We start from the raw sequence: 17173 nt of genomic DNA on the forward strand, positions 1-17173 counted from the left end.
ATTTGTTATCTATTAGGGAAGATATGTTATTAACCGATGTAAGTGAACGTCTACTAACTGCTAACAATCTACAGCAGCATGATTTAGTAAACCTATTGGATATTTTGTCTTCAAGAAGAATTGATTATGGTGATATCTATTTTTTATCTGGCTACTATGAAAGCTGGACTTTGGAAGATAAAATCATTAAAAATGCCTCTTTTCATCGAGATCAAGGGGTAGGTATTAGAGCTATTGTGGGTGAAAAAACAGGATTTGCTTATACTGATCACATATCGCTGCCGAAATTAGAACAAAGTGCTATTGCGGTACAAAGCATTATTCAAGATACACAAAAACTAGCAATCACGCCTATAAAGACGGTTAACCAAATTGCAATATATGCAAGTATCAATCCGATTAATAGTATGCCACAAGAAGCTAAAATTCAATTATTGCAAAATATTGATCGTGTGGCTCGCTCACTAGATCAAAGAGTCATTGAAGTAACTGCATCGTTATCGGGCAGTTATGAAGATGTGCTTATTGCAGCGACAGATGGTACCTTAGCTACAGATATCCGACCATTAGTCCGTTTATCTATATCGGTTCTTGTTGAAGAAAATGGAATCAGAGAGCGAGGAAGCTGTGGTGGCGGTGGACGATTCGGCTACGAGTATTTCCTATCGATTAATCCACTAACCGGCGAAACGCAAACGGATACTTATACTAAAGAGGCGGTTAGATTAGCTCTAGTTGCGTTATCAGCATCAGATGCACCAGCGGGAACAATGCCCGTTGTTTTAGGTGCTGGTTGGCCAGCAGTCCTGCTACATGAAGCAGTTGGACATGGGCTAGAAGGAGACTTTAATCGCAAAAAATCATCAGTTTTTAGTAATAAGATCGGTGAATTAGTAACTTCTGAATTATGCACTATTGTCGATGATGCAACACTAAAAGATCGTCGAGGTTCGCTGACTGTCGATGATGAAGGTGTTGCAGGGCAAAAAACAGTATTAATAGAAAATGGCATTTTAAAAGGCTATATGTTCGATAAATTGAATGCAAAATTAATGAATACATCTTCTACAGGCAATGGACGTAGAGAAAACTATTCTTGCTTACCGATGCCAAGAATGACCAATACCTACATGCTAGGTGGTACCTCAGAGTTCGATGAGATTATTAATAGTGTTGATTATGGTTTATATGCTCCTGGCTTTGCTGGCGGCCAAGTTGATATAACGTCAGGTAAATTTGTTTTCTCAACTTCTGAAGCCTATTTAATTGAAAAAGGTAAAATAACCAAGCCTGTTAAAGGTGCAACCTTGATTGGTTCAGGAATCGAAACGATGCAAAATATATCAATGGTTGGTAATGACATGGCACTTGATATTGGCGTTGGTGTTTGTGGTAAAGCAGGACAAAGTGTGCCAGTTGGTGTTGGTCAGCCAACATTAAAAGTGAATAATTTGACTGTTGGTGGTACTATTAACAAATAGTAACAGGATATTTAGAGAGAAGAGAAATAGAATAAATGGATACAATAATTGCGCTTTATCATGCTTTTCTTGCTATGGATTTAGTTGTTTTACAAGACCCTAAAGTCTTGTGGACTCTTTATGGCATGCTATTTGTTATTTTATTATTAGAAAATGGTATTTTACCTGCAGCATTTTTACCTGGCGATAGTTTACTATTTTTAACAGGCGTACTCATTAGCCTTGATGTTTTTCACTTTGGACTCATTAATGTTATTCTGATTTGTGGTGGTGCTTTTGGTACTTGGCTCGGTTACCTACAAGGGCGTTGGCTAGGTAATACTAAAGTCATTAAAAACTGGATGGCACATTTACCTGAGAAATATCACAAAAGAACAGAGATACTATTTCATAAATATGGCCTACAAGCTCTCTTTATTGGCCGCTTTATTCCGTTTGTTCGTACAGCACTACCAATTATGGCTGGACTTTCAGGATTAAAAAATAATCGTTTTCATATTTATAATTGGGTCAGTGCAACACTATGGATTTTCTTGATTGTAACATTGGGCTATCTATTTGGATTATCATCAATATTTAAAGCATATGAGAAACAGTTTATGACCTTCTTAATGCTTATTCCTGTATTTCTACTTACGATAGGTCTTATTGCTTCAATCATAGTAGTAGTTAAAAGACGTTTTTCTCAGAAAAACAGCAAACAGAAAAAGAGAGAAATCAACCGATAAGCCGGGTTCTGTCGAGGACAATCATTCATCTAGGCTAATGCTCACGCATTAGCTCAAGCAGTCTACCCGGATTCAACGCGGGCCGCGCCAATGAATCCCTATTTGACCTTGCTCCAAGTGGAGTTTACCGTGCCACAACTGTTACCAATTGCGCGGTGTGCTCTTACCACACCCTTTCACCCTTACCTGATCTGCAAGCAGCCATCGGCGGTATACTTTCTGTTGCACTTGTCGTGAACTTTCACTCTCGCAAAAGCTCCCCAGGCGTTACCTGGCACTTTGCCCTATGGAGCCCGGACTTTCCTCCCCTTTGTTTGTCTCCAGTTATGGACAACAACAAAGCAGCGATTGTCTGGTTGATTTCTGCGTGAAGCATATCCTAATCAAAGTCACTTGTAAACTATTTAGTCCATAATGAAAACGAACAGATAATTAATCCCTATAATATAAAAGGCTATTTTATATTAATATAATATATTTCAATATGTTAAAAACATAAACGTGATCTTTGTCACACTTTCAAAATCCATGCATTCAAAATATTTGTGACAATGATCACGTTAAAGAATAATTTTTGGTGAATTTTGATTAACTAAACACATACAATAGCCAGCATCTTAGAAGAAAAAATGGAATAAATTATGTCTAACTCAAACCTGAAGTTAAAAGTACAAAATTTCGGACGGTTCTTAAGTAATATGGTGATGCCTAATATTGGAGCCTTTATCGCTTGGGGTTTTATCACTGCAATTTTTCTTTATCCTTCCGGATGGTTTCCTAATGAAACCATAGCACAATTAATCGGACCGATGATCTCCTACCTATTACCACTATTAATAGGTTATACCGGAGGGAAGCTAATTTACGGTGAAAGAGGCGGTGTTGTTGGTGCTATAACAACAATGGGAGTAATTGTTGGCTCTGATATTCCAATGTTTCTTGGAGCAATGATTGTTGGACCTCTTGGCGGTAAGGCAATTAAAGAATTTGATAAAATCATCGATGGAAAAATTAAAAGTGGCTTTGAAATGCTAATAAATAATTTTTCATCTGGAATTATTGGTATGTTGCTTGCCCTTTTATCTTTTTTTGCTATCGGACCTTTTGTTGTTAAAGCATCAGCAATATTAGCAATTGGAGTCGATTTTATGGTACAAGCTAATTTGTTACCATTAACGGCTATTATTGTTGAACCAGCAAAAATCTTATTTTTAAATAATGCAATCAACCATGGTATTTTTTCACCTTTAGGTATTCAACAAGCAGCCGAATATTCTAAATCGATTTTCTTTTTAATCGAAGCAAACCCAGGACCAGGATTAGGTTTACTATTAGCATATATGGCTTTTGGTAAAGGAGCAGCAAAAAGTTCATCTGGTGGTGCTGCAATTATTCAATTCTTTGGCGGTATTCATGAAATTTACTTCCCTTATGTTCTAATGAACCCGCGTTTAATCATCGCAATGATTTTAGGTGGAATGACAGGAATATTTACACTAACCTTGTTTAATGCTGGCCTTAGCGCACCGGCATCTCCAGGATCAATTATAGCTGTGCTTGCAGTTACACCAAAAGGTTCAATGATTGGGGTTATTTCATCAGTGATTGCTTCGGCGGTGGTCACCTTTATTGCCTCTGCTATTTTATTAAAAAGTACTAAAAATACAGAAAAAAATCTGGAAGATGCACAAGCAAATATAGCAACAATGAAAAGCAAGTCTAAAGGTTTAAATACTGAACATAATTATGCCAAAGTAAAGAAAATCATTGTAGCTTGTGATGCTGGTATGGGATCAAGTGCCATGGGTGCAGGTGTTTTAAATAAAAAAATCAATGATGCAGGACTCGATATCGCAGTAACAAATCTTGCTATTAATAACTTACCATCAGATGTTGATATTGTTATTACACATAAAGATTTAACAGACCGAGCAAAACAATATGCTCCAAATGCTCATCATATTTCATTAACAAATTTCCTTGATAGTGGACTATATGAACAACTTGTTAAATCGTTATTAGCAACACATACTGTAGTTACAGTAGAAACAGAACAACCAGTAAAAGAGACAACTAATAATATATTCCAATTAACTGCTGATGATATCTTTTTAGCTCAACACGCTCAAACTAAAGAAGAAGTAATTCGTTTTGCAGGACAAAAGCTAGTAGAAAGAGGTTATGTTAAACCTGAATATATTGATGCCATGCTAAAACGAGAAAAGCTAACAAGTACTTACTTAGGACAATCTATCGCAGTGCCACATGGGACTATCGAAGCGAAAGATCAAGTACTCAAAACAGGAATTGTTTTCTGCCAATATCCACAAGGAGTTCAATTTGGTGACGAGGAAGATGATAAAGCACGGATTGTCATTGCTATCGCTGCTCGTAATAATGAACATCTACATGTGATATCAAAATTAACTAGCGCACTTGATGATGAAGATATTATCAAAAAATTGATTGAAACAGACAATATAGAAGATGTGTTATCTATTTTAGCTTAATACATTTATAAGAATACGTCTTACTTTAAGGCGTATTCTTTCAATAAAATTTATTTTAAGGTGAATACTATGCAAGTTTTACATTTTGGAGCGGGTAATATTGGACGTGGATTTATTGGTAAATTATTATCAGATGCAGGATTAGAAGTCACATTTGCAGACGTCAATCAAAGCGTTGTTGAGGCATTAGCAACTCGACATAAATACCCAGTTAACGTTGTTGGTGAACAAACTGCGATTGAAATTGTTACAGGTGTTGATGCAATTAGTAGTTTATCAGATGATGTAATACAAAAGATCACCGAAGTTGATTTTATTACTACTGCGGTGGGTCCACAAATATTGACTAGAATTGCCAGCTCGATTGCAAATGGATTAGTCGCACGAATGAAATGTAATAATACTCAACCATTAAATATTATTGCTTGCGAAAATATGGTTAGAGGCACTAGCTTGTTTAAAGGTTATATTTTAGCTGAATTACCACAGCAATATCATGATTGGGTAGAACAACATGTTGGATTTATTGATTCAGCAGTTGACCGAATTGTACCGCCTGCGGTATCCAAATCAGGCGATATATTAGAAGTAACTGTTGAAACTTTTGCGGAATGGATTGTTGATAAAACACAGTTTAAAGGACATCCACCAAAAATTAGAGGAATGGAACTCACTGATAACTTAATGGCATTCGTTGAACGGAAACTATTTACGCTTAATACTGGACATGCTATCACTGCGTATTTGGGACACTATTATGGTATTAACACGATACGAGATGCAATTTTAGATAAAAAAATTCGTTTAATCGTACAAGGTGCAATGGAAGAAAGCGGACAAGTTTTAATCAAACGCTATAACTTTGATGATACCAAGCACCAAGCTTATATAGAAAAAATTATTACTCGCTTTGAAAATCCTTATTTACTTGATGATACTGACCGCGTTGGGCGCCAACCAATTCGTAAATTAGGTGTAGCAGATCGTTTAATCAAACCATTATTAGGTACATTTGAATATCAAACCCCTCATGAAAATTTACTAATTGGTATCGCAGCAGCATTACATTATCGTAATAGTGAGGATGAGCAAGCGATTGAACTTGCAAAAATGATTGATGAACATGGTGTAGCTAAAACATTGAGTCTATTATCTACGATTGATATGCATCATCCAATAATAAAAAAAGTTGCTGATATTTACACTTCCATGCAAAATAAGAGCTTTTAATTATTAGCTAAGATCATGTCCGATAATCAACAAGAAGATGAGATTCTCGAAAAATTAAATCAACGGTCCGATATTCATGGGCTGTTGATTTGTGCTATCGAAATTATAGATGAGATTATTGATCATCTAATAATGAAGGCTTTTCGTAAAGAACAACATGCTATTAAATTTGTTATACCTTCCTTAGTCGGCAATAAAGGACCTTTAAATGATTTATCCATTAGACTAAAGCTACTTTATGTTTTAGGTATCATTTCACGAGAAGAATACGAGGACATTGAGTTATTAATGGCAGTGCTTGATGAACTCAATAATGATAATGAAAGAGTATATACCTATATTGATGATGAAATTTTAGGCCCAATTAGTTTACTACATGATATGATTATTCCACCCGGATTACCAACACAGCAAAAAAAGACCAATGAAGTAGGAATCGTTGATAGCATGAAGTCATCCATGTATCATCAACGCTACCAACAGATGATCCGCTCAGCACTTATTATCGCCATCACGACATTATCTATTCGTTTAGAACATAAAAAAACACAATTCTTTATGCCTGAATAAGTTATTCAGCAATATTTGATAATGCTTCCTCTAATGTAGAATAAAATGATAGTTTTTGTGGAATCGGTATTATTTTCGCTCTTGCTAATGTTTTCAAAGGCTGAAATTGTAGTTCAGCAATAGAAAGATCAACATTATTAGGTAATGCATCAATGAAATGAATCAGCGCATTAAGTCCTCCTGCATCAAGTAAAGGAACCGCATCCCATTGTAAAACAATATGTTTATGGCCATTAATTCGATTATATAGATCTAAAAATGTTCTTTCTGCAGCGGCAAAAAATAATGGACCATTAATACGAATCACTAAAGTGTCTTCAGTGCATTGCGACAACTCAACCAATTTTGTCATTCGAGAAATTCGACGCATAAAAAGTAATGAAGCTAGAACAATACCAACCGTAATAGCAATCACCATATCAAATAAAACAGTTAATGATAAACAGATTAACATAATAATAATATCGTCTTTCGGGGCTCGTTTAAGGATATAAATTACCCTTTCTACTTCACTCATATTCCATGCCACAATCAGTAATAGAGCCGCCATTGCAGCTAAAGGCAAAAACGATAAAATAGGCGCAAGGCTAACTAAAGCCAGTAAAACGACTAAAGCATGAAAACAGGATGAAAGCGGCGACGTTGCACCTGCTTTTACATTTGCAGCTGATCGAGCTATTGCCGCTGTTGCAGAAATACCACCGAAAAATGGTACAATAATATTACCAAGTCCCTGACCTATCAATTCACTATTTGAGTTATGTTTAGTATGTGTCATTTCATCGAGTACAACTGCACATAATAATGACTCAATAGCACAAAGCATCGCCATAGTTAAAGCGATTGGCATCAAAGCTGATAAAGTCGCCCAATTCCAATGAAATTCAGCTAAGTCCCATGGTAAAATAAATTCAGGTAAAACATCTGGAATACCGTAACCAACCGTACCATCAGGAAGAACATAACTAAATTTTGATCCGATTGTTGCAATATCATAACCTAAATGTTGTAAAATCAACATCGCAACTACCCCAATAATAATAGCAGGTAGATGACCGGGTACTTTAACGCGTAATTTAGGCCAAAAAATTAATATACCTAAAGTCGCAAAACCAACAATCATATCAGCAATATTTATCGTTGAAAAACTATGAATAATTGCCATTACTTTGCCAGTATAACTCTCAGGCATATGCTCAATTGTAAGACCAAAAAAATCTTTAATTTGCATTGTGGCAATAGTAATGGCAATACCAGAAGTAAAACCTAATACAACAGGTAAGGGAATATACTCAATTACCCGACCTAAATGAGCAATCCCCATAAGCACCAAAAATACACCAGACAATAATGTTGCAACCAGTAAACCTGACAAACCATATTGCAAAGAAACGGGATAAAGTATTACAACAAATGCTGCTGTTGGCCCTGAAATACTAAACCGAGATCCACCAGTTAATGCAATAACAATACCAGCAATAATTGCAGTATATAAACCATGCTGGGGAGCGACACCACTTGCCATAGCAAGAGCCATAGCTAATGGAATAGCAATAATACCAACCGTAATGCCTGCAATAATATCCTTCAATAATCTAGCTTTGTTATAAGGTTCTTTAATACATGAAGCTTTAAACGCACTACTAATTTGAATATTTATCGGGTACCATTTCATCTTATTGTTGTTTAGTTATGAATCAACTTACCTAATAAGATACGCTTTTTCCACAAAAATAAAAGGGATATAATTAATTAGAGGACAATTTTCAAGATACTGGCAACTTTTCTTCATCTAACCCATGTTATGCGACTGATCAAATATGATTGTTCCATAAACTACAAGATTTATAAAAAATAATTATTAAAAATCAAAAAAATAAAGTTTTAAAGGGATATTCTGATATGAAAAGGAGGGAACTTAGTGCCGATAAAAACGATACTAAACTTGTAACCAAAAAGTAACAGGACCATCATTTACTAAAGATACTTGCATATCAGCAGCAAATTCACCACTTTGAGTACTGATTTGTTGCTGACATAACTGCAAAAAATAGTCATATAATCTATTTGCATCACTCGGCGTAGCACCATTAGTAAAACTCGGCCGCATTCCTTTATGAGTATCAGCAACTAAAGTAAATTGGGAAACGACAAGAACCTGACCGTTAACTTGTTTAATATTCAGATTCATTTTACCATCATGATCACTAAAAATACGGTAACCTAATACTCGTTCACAAAGACGAATTGCTTTTTGTTCATTATCATCTTTTTCAACGCCTAATAAAATTAATAAGCCATGATTAATTTGGCCAACAATTTTTCCATCGATGTTTACATTGGCATTCTTAACTCTTTGTACTAACGCAATCATTGTTGTTCCTTATGTGTTGATAATATTAAAGCTGCTTTTTTCTGTTTATTATAATCAACTAAAGCTACTGCGAATTCAGCGCCAAATAAAATAATACACCATGAAAAATAGATCCAAACTAACAATAATGGAATCGAAGCTAATACACCATAAATCAGTTGATAAGTCGGAAATGAAGTGACATATAAGGTAAATAGTTTCTTGCCTAATTCAAATAGTATTGCGGCAATTAATGCACCAATGATTGACTCTTTAACTGGCACAGATTCAGTTGGTACAATACAGTACAAGAGCCAAAAACCAATAATTGAAATAATAAAAGGCAAGAACTTTAAAAATATACTCGCAACAGGAATATCCGATAACCAATTAACTGAAAAGATATAAGAACTAATCGCAATACTTGCCCCAATCAAAATAGGGCCTAAGGTTAATACAGTCCAATACATCGTCAAATTATACATAATGGAACGCTTGCGTGTCGTTCGCCAAATATAATTTAAAGTATTATCGATAGAACGGATAAGGAGTAATGAGGTGACCATCAAACCGATAAGACCAAATACGGTCATACGATTAGTATTCGCAATAAATTGATCAACATACTCTTGAATTGTGTCACTGGCAGTTGGTGCTAGATTATCATAAATCAATTCACGAAAAGCTTGGCTAGCTTCATTGAAGATGGGAAACGCTGCCAATAACGAAAAAATGACCGCAATTAATGGCACTAAGGCTAAAATAGAAGTGTAAGCTAAGCTGGCAGCGGCTGTTGTCAGCCGATCATTATTGATTCTCTGCCATAAAATAGCTAAGAAAGATTTAGTTCCCGTTGTGGATGGTATAAAATTTTTTACCTTTTTCATGGCTATACCCTACGATGGAAAACTATTTTGAAGTTATTATACAACTCGTCATATGATTACTTTTAAGAGTTGCGACGACTTTTTCAGCCTCACCTTTAGAATCATAAGGTCCAGCAAGAACACGATAGAACTTTTCATTTTTTACAAAACTTGTTACCCCAATCATGGCCAACTTGGCTTGTAATGATTCAGCATTAGCCCGATCTTTAAATGCACCACACTGTAGGACCCAATTTCCTGTTTGATTCGATTTCACATCTACTGCAGGCTTTGACTGGTCAACCTTGTTTTGATTCGTATTCGTAGAAGTTGTAGCAGTTGATTTATCAACTACAGCAGGGGTAGTCGTACTAACTTGAGCCTTGTCATTGATGAAATTATCAAGAATTTTTTGACGTTCTTTATCTTGCGATGCTTGATTAGGCTGTAACTGTGTTGAATTATTCGCTCCACCCGGATTCTCTAATTCTTTCAAATATGTCCAGCGTTCCTCTTGTTTATCAGGTAACGTTATTTGTGGTTTTTCAGTAATCACATCAACAGGGGCTGATGGTTTATTCGTTTTATTTGTTGAAACAAAGTATAAAATAGCCACAAACAAGATCACTAATATAACAGCAATAGCCATCATTAAATTAGGAATAATACGTGAAGTGTTTTTTGCTTTGGATTTTTTCTTGACATAATCACGTTGTGCCACAATTAGACTCTCTCTAAATTTTTATTCTACAATTGGTGCAGTATACAAATAAAAAAAGTGGCTTTCACCACTTTTTATTTAAATTGATAAACAAAATTTATACTACAACTTGCATTGTTTACTTTTAGCCAAGCAATAAATTATGCAATTGCATTAATTTGCTTGATTAAGTTAGCTTTATGGCGTGCTGCTTTATTTTTGTGGATTAAACCACGAGCCGCTTGACGATCAACAACTTCTTGCATATTTTTGTATGCTAATTGCGCTGCTTCTTTATCACCAGCTGCAACAGCTGCGTATACTTTCTTGATATAAGTACGCATCATTGAACGACGACTAGCGTTGTGTTTACGGCGTTTTTCAGATTGAACTGCACGCTTCTTAGCTGATTTGATATTAGCCAAGGTCAACTCCCAAATTAGATGAACTAATAAAATATAATTATCATTAAGGCGGCAAAATATGCCTTATTTAGCTGGTTTTGTCAATAAGAAATTTTAATTAAATCTTTTTTTCAATTAAATATCCTTTTAAATTGATCTGCAACAAAGATTTTATGATAAAATGGCTACAGTTTATTGAATTCGATTATTTAACGAGGAAATTTCATGGCTATTATCAAAATGACTGATCTTGCCCTAAAAGGCAAACGTGTTTTTATCCGCTCAGATCTTAATGTACCAGTAAAAAATGGTAAAGTAACATCGGATGCACGAATTCGTGCCTCATTACCAACCATTGAACTTGCAATTAAGCAAGGTGCAAAAGTCATGGTTACATCACATATCGGTCGTCCAACCGAAGGGGAATATAATCAAGAATACTCTTTACAACCTGTTGTTGATTATTTAAAAGAACATGTTAGTTTCCCCGTCCGTTTAGTTAAAGATTATTTAGATGGTGTTGACGTTAAAGAAGGTGAATTAGTTGTTCTTGAAAATGTTCGTTTCAACGTTGGTGAAGGGAAAGATGACGAAGCATTATCTAAAAAATATGCTGCATTATGTGATATTTATGTAATGGATGCTTTTGGTACTGCTCACCGCGCACAAGCATCAACGCACGGAGTAGGTAAATTTGCACCAATCGCTTGTGCTGGCCCTCTACTTGCAGATGAATTAGAAGCTTTAGGTAAAGCATTAGACAATCCGGCTCGCCCAATGATTGCTATTGTTGCTGGTTCAAAAGTTTCAACTAAATTAACTGTACTCGATTCCCTATCAAAAATTGCCGACCAAATTATTGTGGGTGGTGGGATTGCAAATACCTTTATCGCAGCTGAAGGATATAATGTTGGTAAATCACTTTACGAAGCAGATTTAATTCCTGAAGCTAAAAAATTAATGGCAAACTGTCAAATTCCAGTACCTACAGATGTTCGTGTAGCAACTGAGTTTAGCGAAACAGCTACTGCGACATTAAAATCAGTTAAAGACGTCAAAGAAAATGAACAAATCTTAGATATTGGTGATGCTTCTGCTGAAGAATTAGCTAAAATTATCAAAAATGCTAAAACCATTTTATGGAACGGTCCTGTTGGCGTATTTGAGTTTCCAAACTTCCGTCGCGGTACTGAAATTGTAGCTAAAGCAATTGCTGATAGTGCTGGTTTCTCTATCGCAGGTGGTGGAGATACATTAGCCGCAATCGATCTATTTGGTATTGAAGATAAAATCTCTTATATCTCAACTGGTGGTGGTGCATTCCTTGAGTTCGTAGAAGGCAAAACACTTCCTGCTGTTGCAATGCTAGAATCTCGCGGCAAATAATTTAGCAGTATTAAGGATAGACAATCGTCTATCCTTTTCTATTTTTTTAAATTAATAGGTAAAAAATAATGACGACTAAGATTTCAGATGTAATTAAACCAGGCGTTGTCACCGGTGATGATGTTCAAAAACTTTTCCAAATTGCTCGTGACAATAATTTTGCATTACCTGCTGTCAACTGTGTTAATACTGATACAATTAATGCTGTAATTGAAACTGCTGCTAAGGTTCGTGCACCTGTAGTTGTTCAATTCTCTAATGGTGGTGCTCAATTTATCGCTGGTAAAGGTCTAAAATTAGAAGGTCAAGGCAGCGCTGTTCTTGGTGCTGTATCTGGTGCAAAACACGTTCACTTAGTTGCTGAAAAGTACGGTGTGCCAGTGCTAGTTCATACTGACCATTGTGCAAAAAAATTATTACCATGGATTGATGGTCTACTAGATGCGGGTGAAGCACATTTTGCACGTACAGGTAAACCTTTATTCTCATCACATATGATTGATTTATCTGAAGAAAGTTTAAAAGACAATATCGATCTATGCTGCCAATATTTAGCTCGTATGAAATCATTAGGAATGACTCTTGAGTTAGAATTAGGCTGTACTGGTGGTGAAGAAGATGGCGTCGATAATAGCCATATGGATAGTTCTGCATTATATACACAACCAGAAGATGTTGCTTACGCTTACGAAAGATTAAGTGCAATCAGCCCTAAATTTACTATTGCTGCAGCATTTGGTAATGTTCATGGTGTTTATAAACCAGGTAATGTCAAACTTACGCCAAAAATTCTTGATAACTCACAAAAATTTGTTGCTGATAAATTTGGTCTACCGAATAAACCATTAAACTTTGTATTCCATGGTGGTTCAGGTTCAACTCCAGAAGAAATTGCTGAAGCAGTAAGTTATGGTGTTGTTAAAATGAATATCGATACTGATACTCAGTGGGCAAACTGGGAAGGTGTATTAAATTACTATAAAGAAAACGAAGCATATCTACAAGGTCAATTAGGTAACCCACAAGGTGCTGATTCACCAAACAAAAAATACTATGATCCTCGCGTATGGCTACGTAAAGGTGAAGAGTCAATGATTGCTCGTTTAGAGTCAGCGTTTAAAGAACTTAATGCTGTTGATGTATTATAAGTTTTAATCGTTCTTAAATCTCTAGCCTCGATAAATATCGAGGCTTTTTTTATTCAAACGAGAACATCATTAAATTTGATTGTTATTAATAATTATTTATCCTTACCAACCATCAATAGGATCAATATCAATACTCCAACGTATATTTTTCCCTTCAGGCCACTGTTCAATAACAGAAACTAACTGATTTAATACCATTTGTAGTTTGGTTCGTTGAGTATGCTGAAGTAAAAACTGCCAACGATAGTAACCTGCTCTTTTCACTTGATTAGCAGGACTTGGGCCAAATAACCATAAAGATGAATCATCGAATTGCCGTTTTAACCAATCCTCTATTTTTTGCAAAAATTGTGGTGCATGTTGATTATTACGATCTGCTGCATGGATTAAAGCTTGATAACTAAATGGTGGTAGCAGAGTCATTTCTCTTTCTTGTAGTGCCTGAGCGGCAAAAGCTTGGTATCCCTGCTGTAATAAAATATTTAGTAATGGATGCTCTGGATGGTAAGTCTGTAGTATTACCTCTCCAGTCTTATTTTCTCGTCCTGCTCGGCCTGATACTTGCGTATAAATTTGTGCAAAATGTTCTGTTGCTCTAAAATCACTAGAAAACAGAGCACCGTCAACATTAATAATACCGACCAAAGTCACATCAGGAAAATGGTGCCCCTTAGCTAGAATTTGTGTACCGACTAAAATATGTTTACCGCCTAAATTAATATTCTGTAAATAATTATCCAGTGCGCCTTTTTTACTCGTTGAATCACGATCAATACGGCTAACTGGAACATCTGGAAAAAGTAAATTGAGCTGTTTCTCTAATTGTTCAGTACCAAAACCAATCGGTACAAGATGTGTTGAACCACACTTTGGACATTGCTCAGGAATGACTCTAGGAGTATCGCAATGGTGACAAATTAATTTATGCTGCTTTTGATGATAAGTAAAAGGTTTATCACAACGAGGGCACTCTGCTATCCAGCCACAATCATGACAAATAAGTAAAGGAGAAAATCCTCTACGATTGAGGAATAACAATACCTGATTATCATTAGCTAAATGTTTTTTTATTTGAGTAATAAGCGGTTGTGATAAACCTGCCGATAATACTAACCCTTTAATATCTAAAATCATCTGTTTAGCGAGCTGTGCATTGCCAGCTCGCTCCGTTAAATGTAGATGATGATAGCGCTGACTATTGGCATTATTTAGCGTTTCCAACGATGGCGTAGCGGAACCAAGTATAACGGGAATATTATCAATTTTAGCTCGTACTATGGCTAAATCTCTTGCATTATATCGCCATCCTTCCTGCTGCTTATAAGATGAATCATGCTCTTCATCAATAATAATCATACCAAGATGATCGAAGGGACTAAATAGCGCAGAACGAGTACCAACAACAATCGCGACTTCACCACTTTTACATTGTAACCATGCAGCAAGACGTGCTTTTTCACTCATTGCTGAATGTAAAATAACAATTGGCACATCAAAGCGTTCTTTAAAACGTCGAATCGTTTGGGGGGTTAATCCAATTTCTGGCACCAGAACCAATGCTTGTTTGCCTTGTTCAATAACAGCCTGAATAACTTGTAGATAAACCTCAGTTTTGCCAGAACCAGTGACACCATCAAGTAAAAATGCTGAAAAATGACAAAGATGCTGATTAATTTCATCCACTGCATACCGCTGCTCTTCATTCAACTGAAAAGGGCTAGGACGAGATAAAATATTATTTTGCCAATCAATAACTTCTGTCGAGATAGCGACTTTATCAATCAGACCTTTACGATGTAGTCCGTTATAAATAGCAGCAGAAAAATGATCCACCTCAATTATTTGATTAGTTTGCATCGCATTGAGTAGTGCTTGTTGTTTTACGGAACGTGAAAGTTGTTTACTATCAAAAATTTTACCCTGTTCGGTCAATTGCCAAACTAAAGTCTCGCTAATTGCGGCAGGACGGCCCTGCCGCAATAAAACCGGTATCGCATGAAATAAAACTTCACCAAGAGGATAATGGTAATAATCTGCAGCCCATAATAAAAACTGCCAAAGTTCATGAGAAAATAGAGAACAGTTATCGATAACTTCATCAATAACTTTCAGCTTATCAATATCATATTCACTATTATCACTAACAGTTGTAATAATCCCAATAGCATGACGCTTACCAAAAGGTACTTTAACTCGATAGCCAATGGATACTGAAGATTGCAGCTCCTCTGGTACTATATATTCAAATACTTGGTGTAATTTTATCGGCAGTGCAACTTTAGCAACTAGCATAGTTAATCGTGAGAATAATAAAAAATAGGTGACTATAGTAACATATTTTTACTAATTAAGATTTTTACCGGTAATAAGTAAGCTGATCGCCCGAGCAACAAATCCAAACACAATACCAATGACTACGGATTGACAAATCAATATCCAATCACCATTTTGTAGAACAAGTAATGATAAAGTGATCAATGCACAAGCAAAATATTTTAAATATTGTGTTTGCGTAATTAAGAAGAGAAGAAAAACGATTACCGCAACGATCACTTCCATTTTATAAGGAAAAGTAGCGATATAGGGGCTAAATTGTAAATAAATTACCCCAAATAGAATACCTAAAAGAGCAGTAAATAGTGTCGTAACTAATCCCAACAGATTTGATTGTGGAGAAGCAAAAAATAGTGCACTGCTTAGTAAGCAGAACCAAAAGGGTAATTTAAGATACGCACTTAACCATACTAATAGAGCAGCTAATAATGCTATAATTAACGCAGAAAAAACAGTTTTTGTCATAATAGATTTTCCATTTCCTCAAATAAATTGAGCCATAATCTGGCTCAATAATTCATTTTATTGGAAATAAAAAATCAGTCATATTTCCAATTTTTTGTCACTTATCGTGGTTCGTAATGGAATCACATCTATTGTGAAAAAATATCACAACTGGCAAGATTGCCACTATCAAACCCTTGCTTAAACCATTGGTAACGTTGTGCAGAAGTACCATGAGTAAAGCTATCTGGCATAACCGTTCCTGAGCTCTGTTGTTGCAGGCGATCATCACCAATTGCTTGCGCTGTATTCAATGCTTCTTCAAGATCACCAACTTCTAAAATATTCTCATTATTCATTGCATGCCCCCAAAGTCCAGCATAACAATCAGCCTGTAACTCAAGCTTGACGGAGAGTTTATTCTTCACCGCTTTTGATTGTCCTTGGCCTAAGCGATCAACATAAGCAAAAGTACCTAATAAATTTTGCACATGATGTCCAATTTCATGAGCAATCACATAGCCTTGAGCAAAATCGCCACCACCACCGAGTTTTTGTTTCATCTCTTGGTAAAAAGATAAATCAAGATACACTGTTCTATCAACACTACAATAAAAAGGTCCCATGATCGATTGCCCGGTACCACAACCCGTGGTTGTCGCACCATTATAAATCACTAGTTTAGGTTCAATGTATCTCTTACCCTGTTTTTGAAACTCTTGTCCCCAATAGTCTTCCGTCGTTGCCAGAATAATAGAGGTAAATTCAGCGGCCTCTTGTTCTTGTACTGTTGAGGTCGCATAAGAATTCGATTGTGAAGAACTAACTTGGCTATTTAATAAACCCGTTAAATCCACACCGTAATAACCCGCCACAACAATAACGATTAATAGCACTAGTCCACTCTTACCTTTTAATGGAACACCAGTACGAAACCGTGAACTTGATTGTGAACGACGATCTTCAATATTATTACTACCTTTCCTATTCTGCCAGCGCATAAACTGTCCCTATTAAAA

General features: G+C 35.8%; 14 protein-coding genes and 1 other RNA gene. 6 read left to right on the forward strand and 9 right to left on the reverse strand.

Annotated elements, in window-relative coordinates; translation table 11 throughout:
• Positions 1–23: 23 nt before the first annotated feature.
• A complete protein-coding gene (gene tldD / locus RHO11_08405; GenBank protein ID WVD60518.1) occupies positions 24–1481 on the forward strand; it encodes a metalloprotease TldD in 1458 nt (485 codons plus the stop codon).
• Positions 1482–2190: 709 nt separating this feature from the next.
• Here tldD and rnpB read toward each other — a convergent pair.
• Positions 2191–2573: RNase P RNA component class A (gene rnpB, locus RHO11_08410), an RNA gene on the reverse strand.
• Positions 2574–2850: 277 nt separating this feature from the next.
• On the opposite strand from rnpB, the gene RHO11_08415 reads away from it, so the two are divergent.
• From RHO11_08415 to RHO11_08425, 3 genes are all read left to right on the forward strand, one after another.
• Positions 2851–4719 (forward strand): PTS mannitol transporter subunit IICBA, encoded by a 1869-nt coding sequence (locus RHO11_08415; GenBank protein ID WVD60519.1) that lies wholly within the window; start codon positions 2851–2853, stop codon positions 4717–4719.
• Positions 4720–4788: 69 nt separating this feature from the next.
• Positions 4789–5949 (forward strand): mannitol-1-phosphate 5-dehydrogenase, encoded by a 1161-nt coding sequence (locus RHO11_08420; protein ID WVD60520.1) that lies wholly within the window; start codon positions 4789–4791, stop codon positions 5947–5949.
• Positions 5950–5964: 15 nt separating this feature from the next.
• Entirely contained in the window at positions 5965–6519 is a 555-nt protein-coding gene (locus RHO11_08425) for an MltR family transcriptional regulator (GenBank protein ID WVD60521.1), read from the forward strand.
• Between the two features lies 1 nt (position 6520).
• Here the strand turns inward: RHO11_08425 and dauA are convergent, their stop codons facing one another.
• The 5 genes from dauA to rpsT form a co-directional block, all read right to left on the reverse strand.
• Positions 6521–8194, reverse strand: coding sequence for a C4-dicarboxylic acid transporter DauA (gene dauA / locus RHO11_08430; GenBank protein WVD60522.1), 1674 nt, complete (start codon positions 8192–8194; stop codon positions 6521–6523).
• A gap of 264 nt (positions 8195–8458) precedes the next feature.
• Positions 8459–8893 carry a D-aminoacyl-tRNA deacylase gene (gene dtd / locus RHO11_08435; GenBank protein WVD60523.1) on the reverse strand — a complete coding sequence of 145 codons (435 nt, stop codon included), beginning with the start codon at positions 8891–8893 and terminating at the stop codon, positions 8459–8461.
• A complete protein-coding gene (locus tag RHO11_08440) occupies positions 8890–9759 on the reverse strand; it encodes a virulence factor BrkB family protein (GenBank protein ID WVD60524.1) in 870 nt (289 codons plus the stop codon). The genes dtd and RHO11_08440 overlap by 4 nt, the downstream gene beginning before the upstream one ends.
• Before the next feature lie 22 nt (positions 9760–9781).
• A complete protein-coding gene (locus RHO11_08445; GenBank protein ID WVD60525.1) occupies positions 9782–10459 on the reverse strand; it encodes an SPOR domain-containing protein in 678 nt (225 codons plus the stop codon).
• 140 nt (positions 10460–10599) lie between these two features.
• Entirely contained in the window at positions 10600–10863 is a 264-nt protein-coding gene (gene rpsT, locus RHO11_08450) for a 30S ribosomal protein S20 (protein ID WVD60526.1), read from the reverse strand.
• 204 nt (positions 10864–11067) lie between these two features.
• Between rpsT and pgk the strand changes: the two genes are divergently transcribed.
• Positions 11068–12228 (forward strand): phosphoglycerate kinase, encoded by a 1161-nt coding sequence (pgk, locus tag RHO11_08455; protein ID WVD60527.1) that lies wholly within the window; start codon positions 11068–11070, stop codon positions 12226–12228.
• A gap of 68 nt (positions 12229–12296) precedes the next feature.
• Positions 12297–13376, forward strand: coding sequence for a class II fructose-bisphosphate aldolase (gene fbaA / locus RHO11_08460; GenBank protein WVD60528.1), 1080 nt, complete (start codon positions 12297–12299; stop codon positions 13374–13376).
• A gap of 102 nt (positions 13377–13478) precedes the next feature.
• Here the strand turns inward: fbaA and priA are convergent, their stop codons facing one another.
• The 3 genes from priA to RHO11_08475 form a co-directional block, all read right to left on the reverse strand.
• A complete protein-coding gene (priA, locus tag RHO11_08465) occupies positions 13479–15668 on the reverse strand; it encodes a primosomal protein N' (protein WVD60529.1) in 2190 nt (729 codons plus the stop codon).
• 51 nt (positions 15669–15719) lie between these two features.
• Positions 15720–16175, reverse strand: coding sequence for a DUF1097 family protein (locus RHO11_08470; protein ID WVD60530.1), 456 nt, complete (start codon positions 16173–16175; stop codon positions 15720–15722).
• A gap of 128 nt (positions 16176–16303) precedes the next feature.
• Complete coding sequence (locus RHO11_08475; protein ID WVD60531.1) at positions 16304–17155, reverse strand: neutral zinc metallopeptidase; 852 nt, start codon at positions 17153–17155, stop codon at positions 16304–16306.
• Between the last annotated feature and the right edge of the window lie 18 nt (positions 17156–17173).

Source organism: Orbaceae bacterium BiB, from assembly GCA_036251205.1.
GTDB lineage: Bacteria > Pseudomonadota > Gammaproteobacteria > Enterobacterales > Orbaceae > Orbus > Orbus mooreae.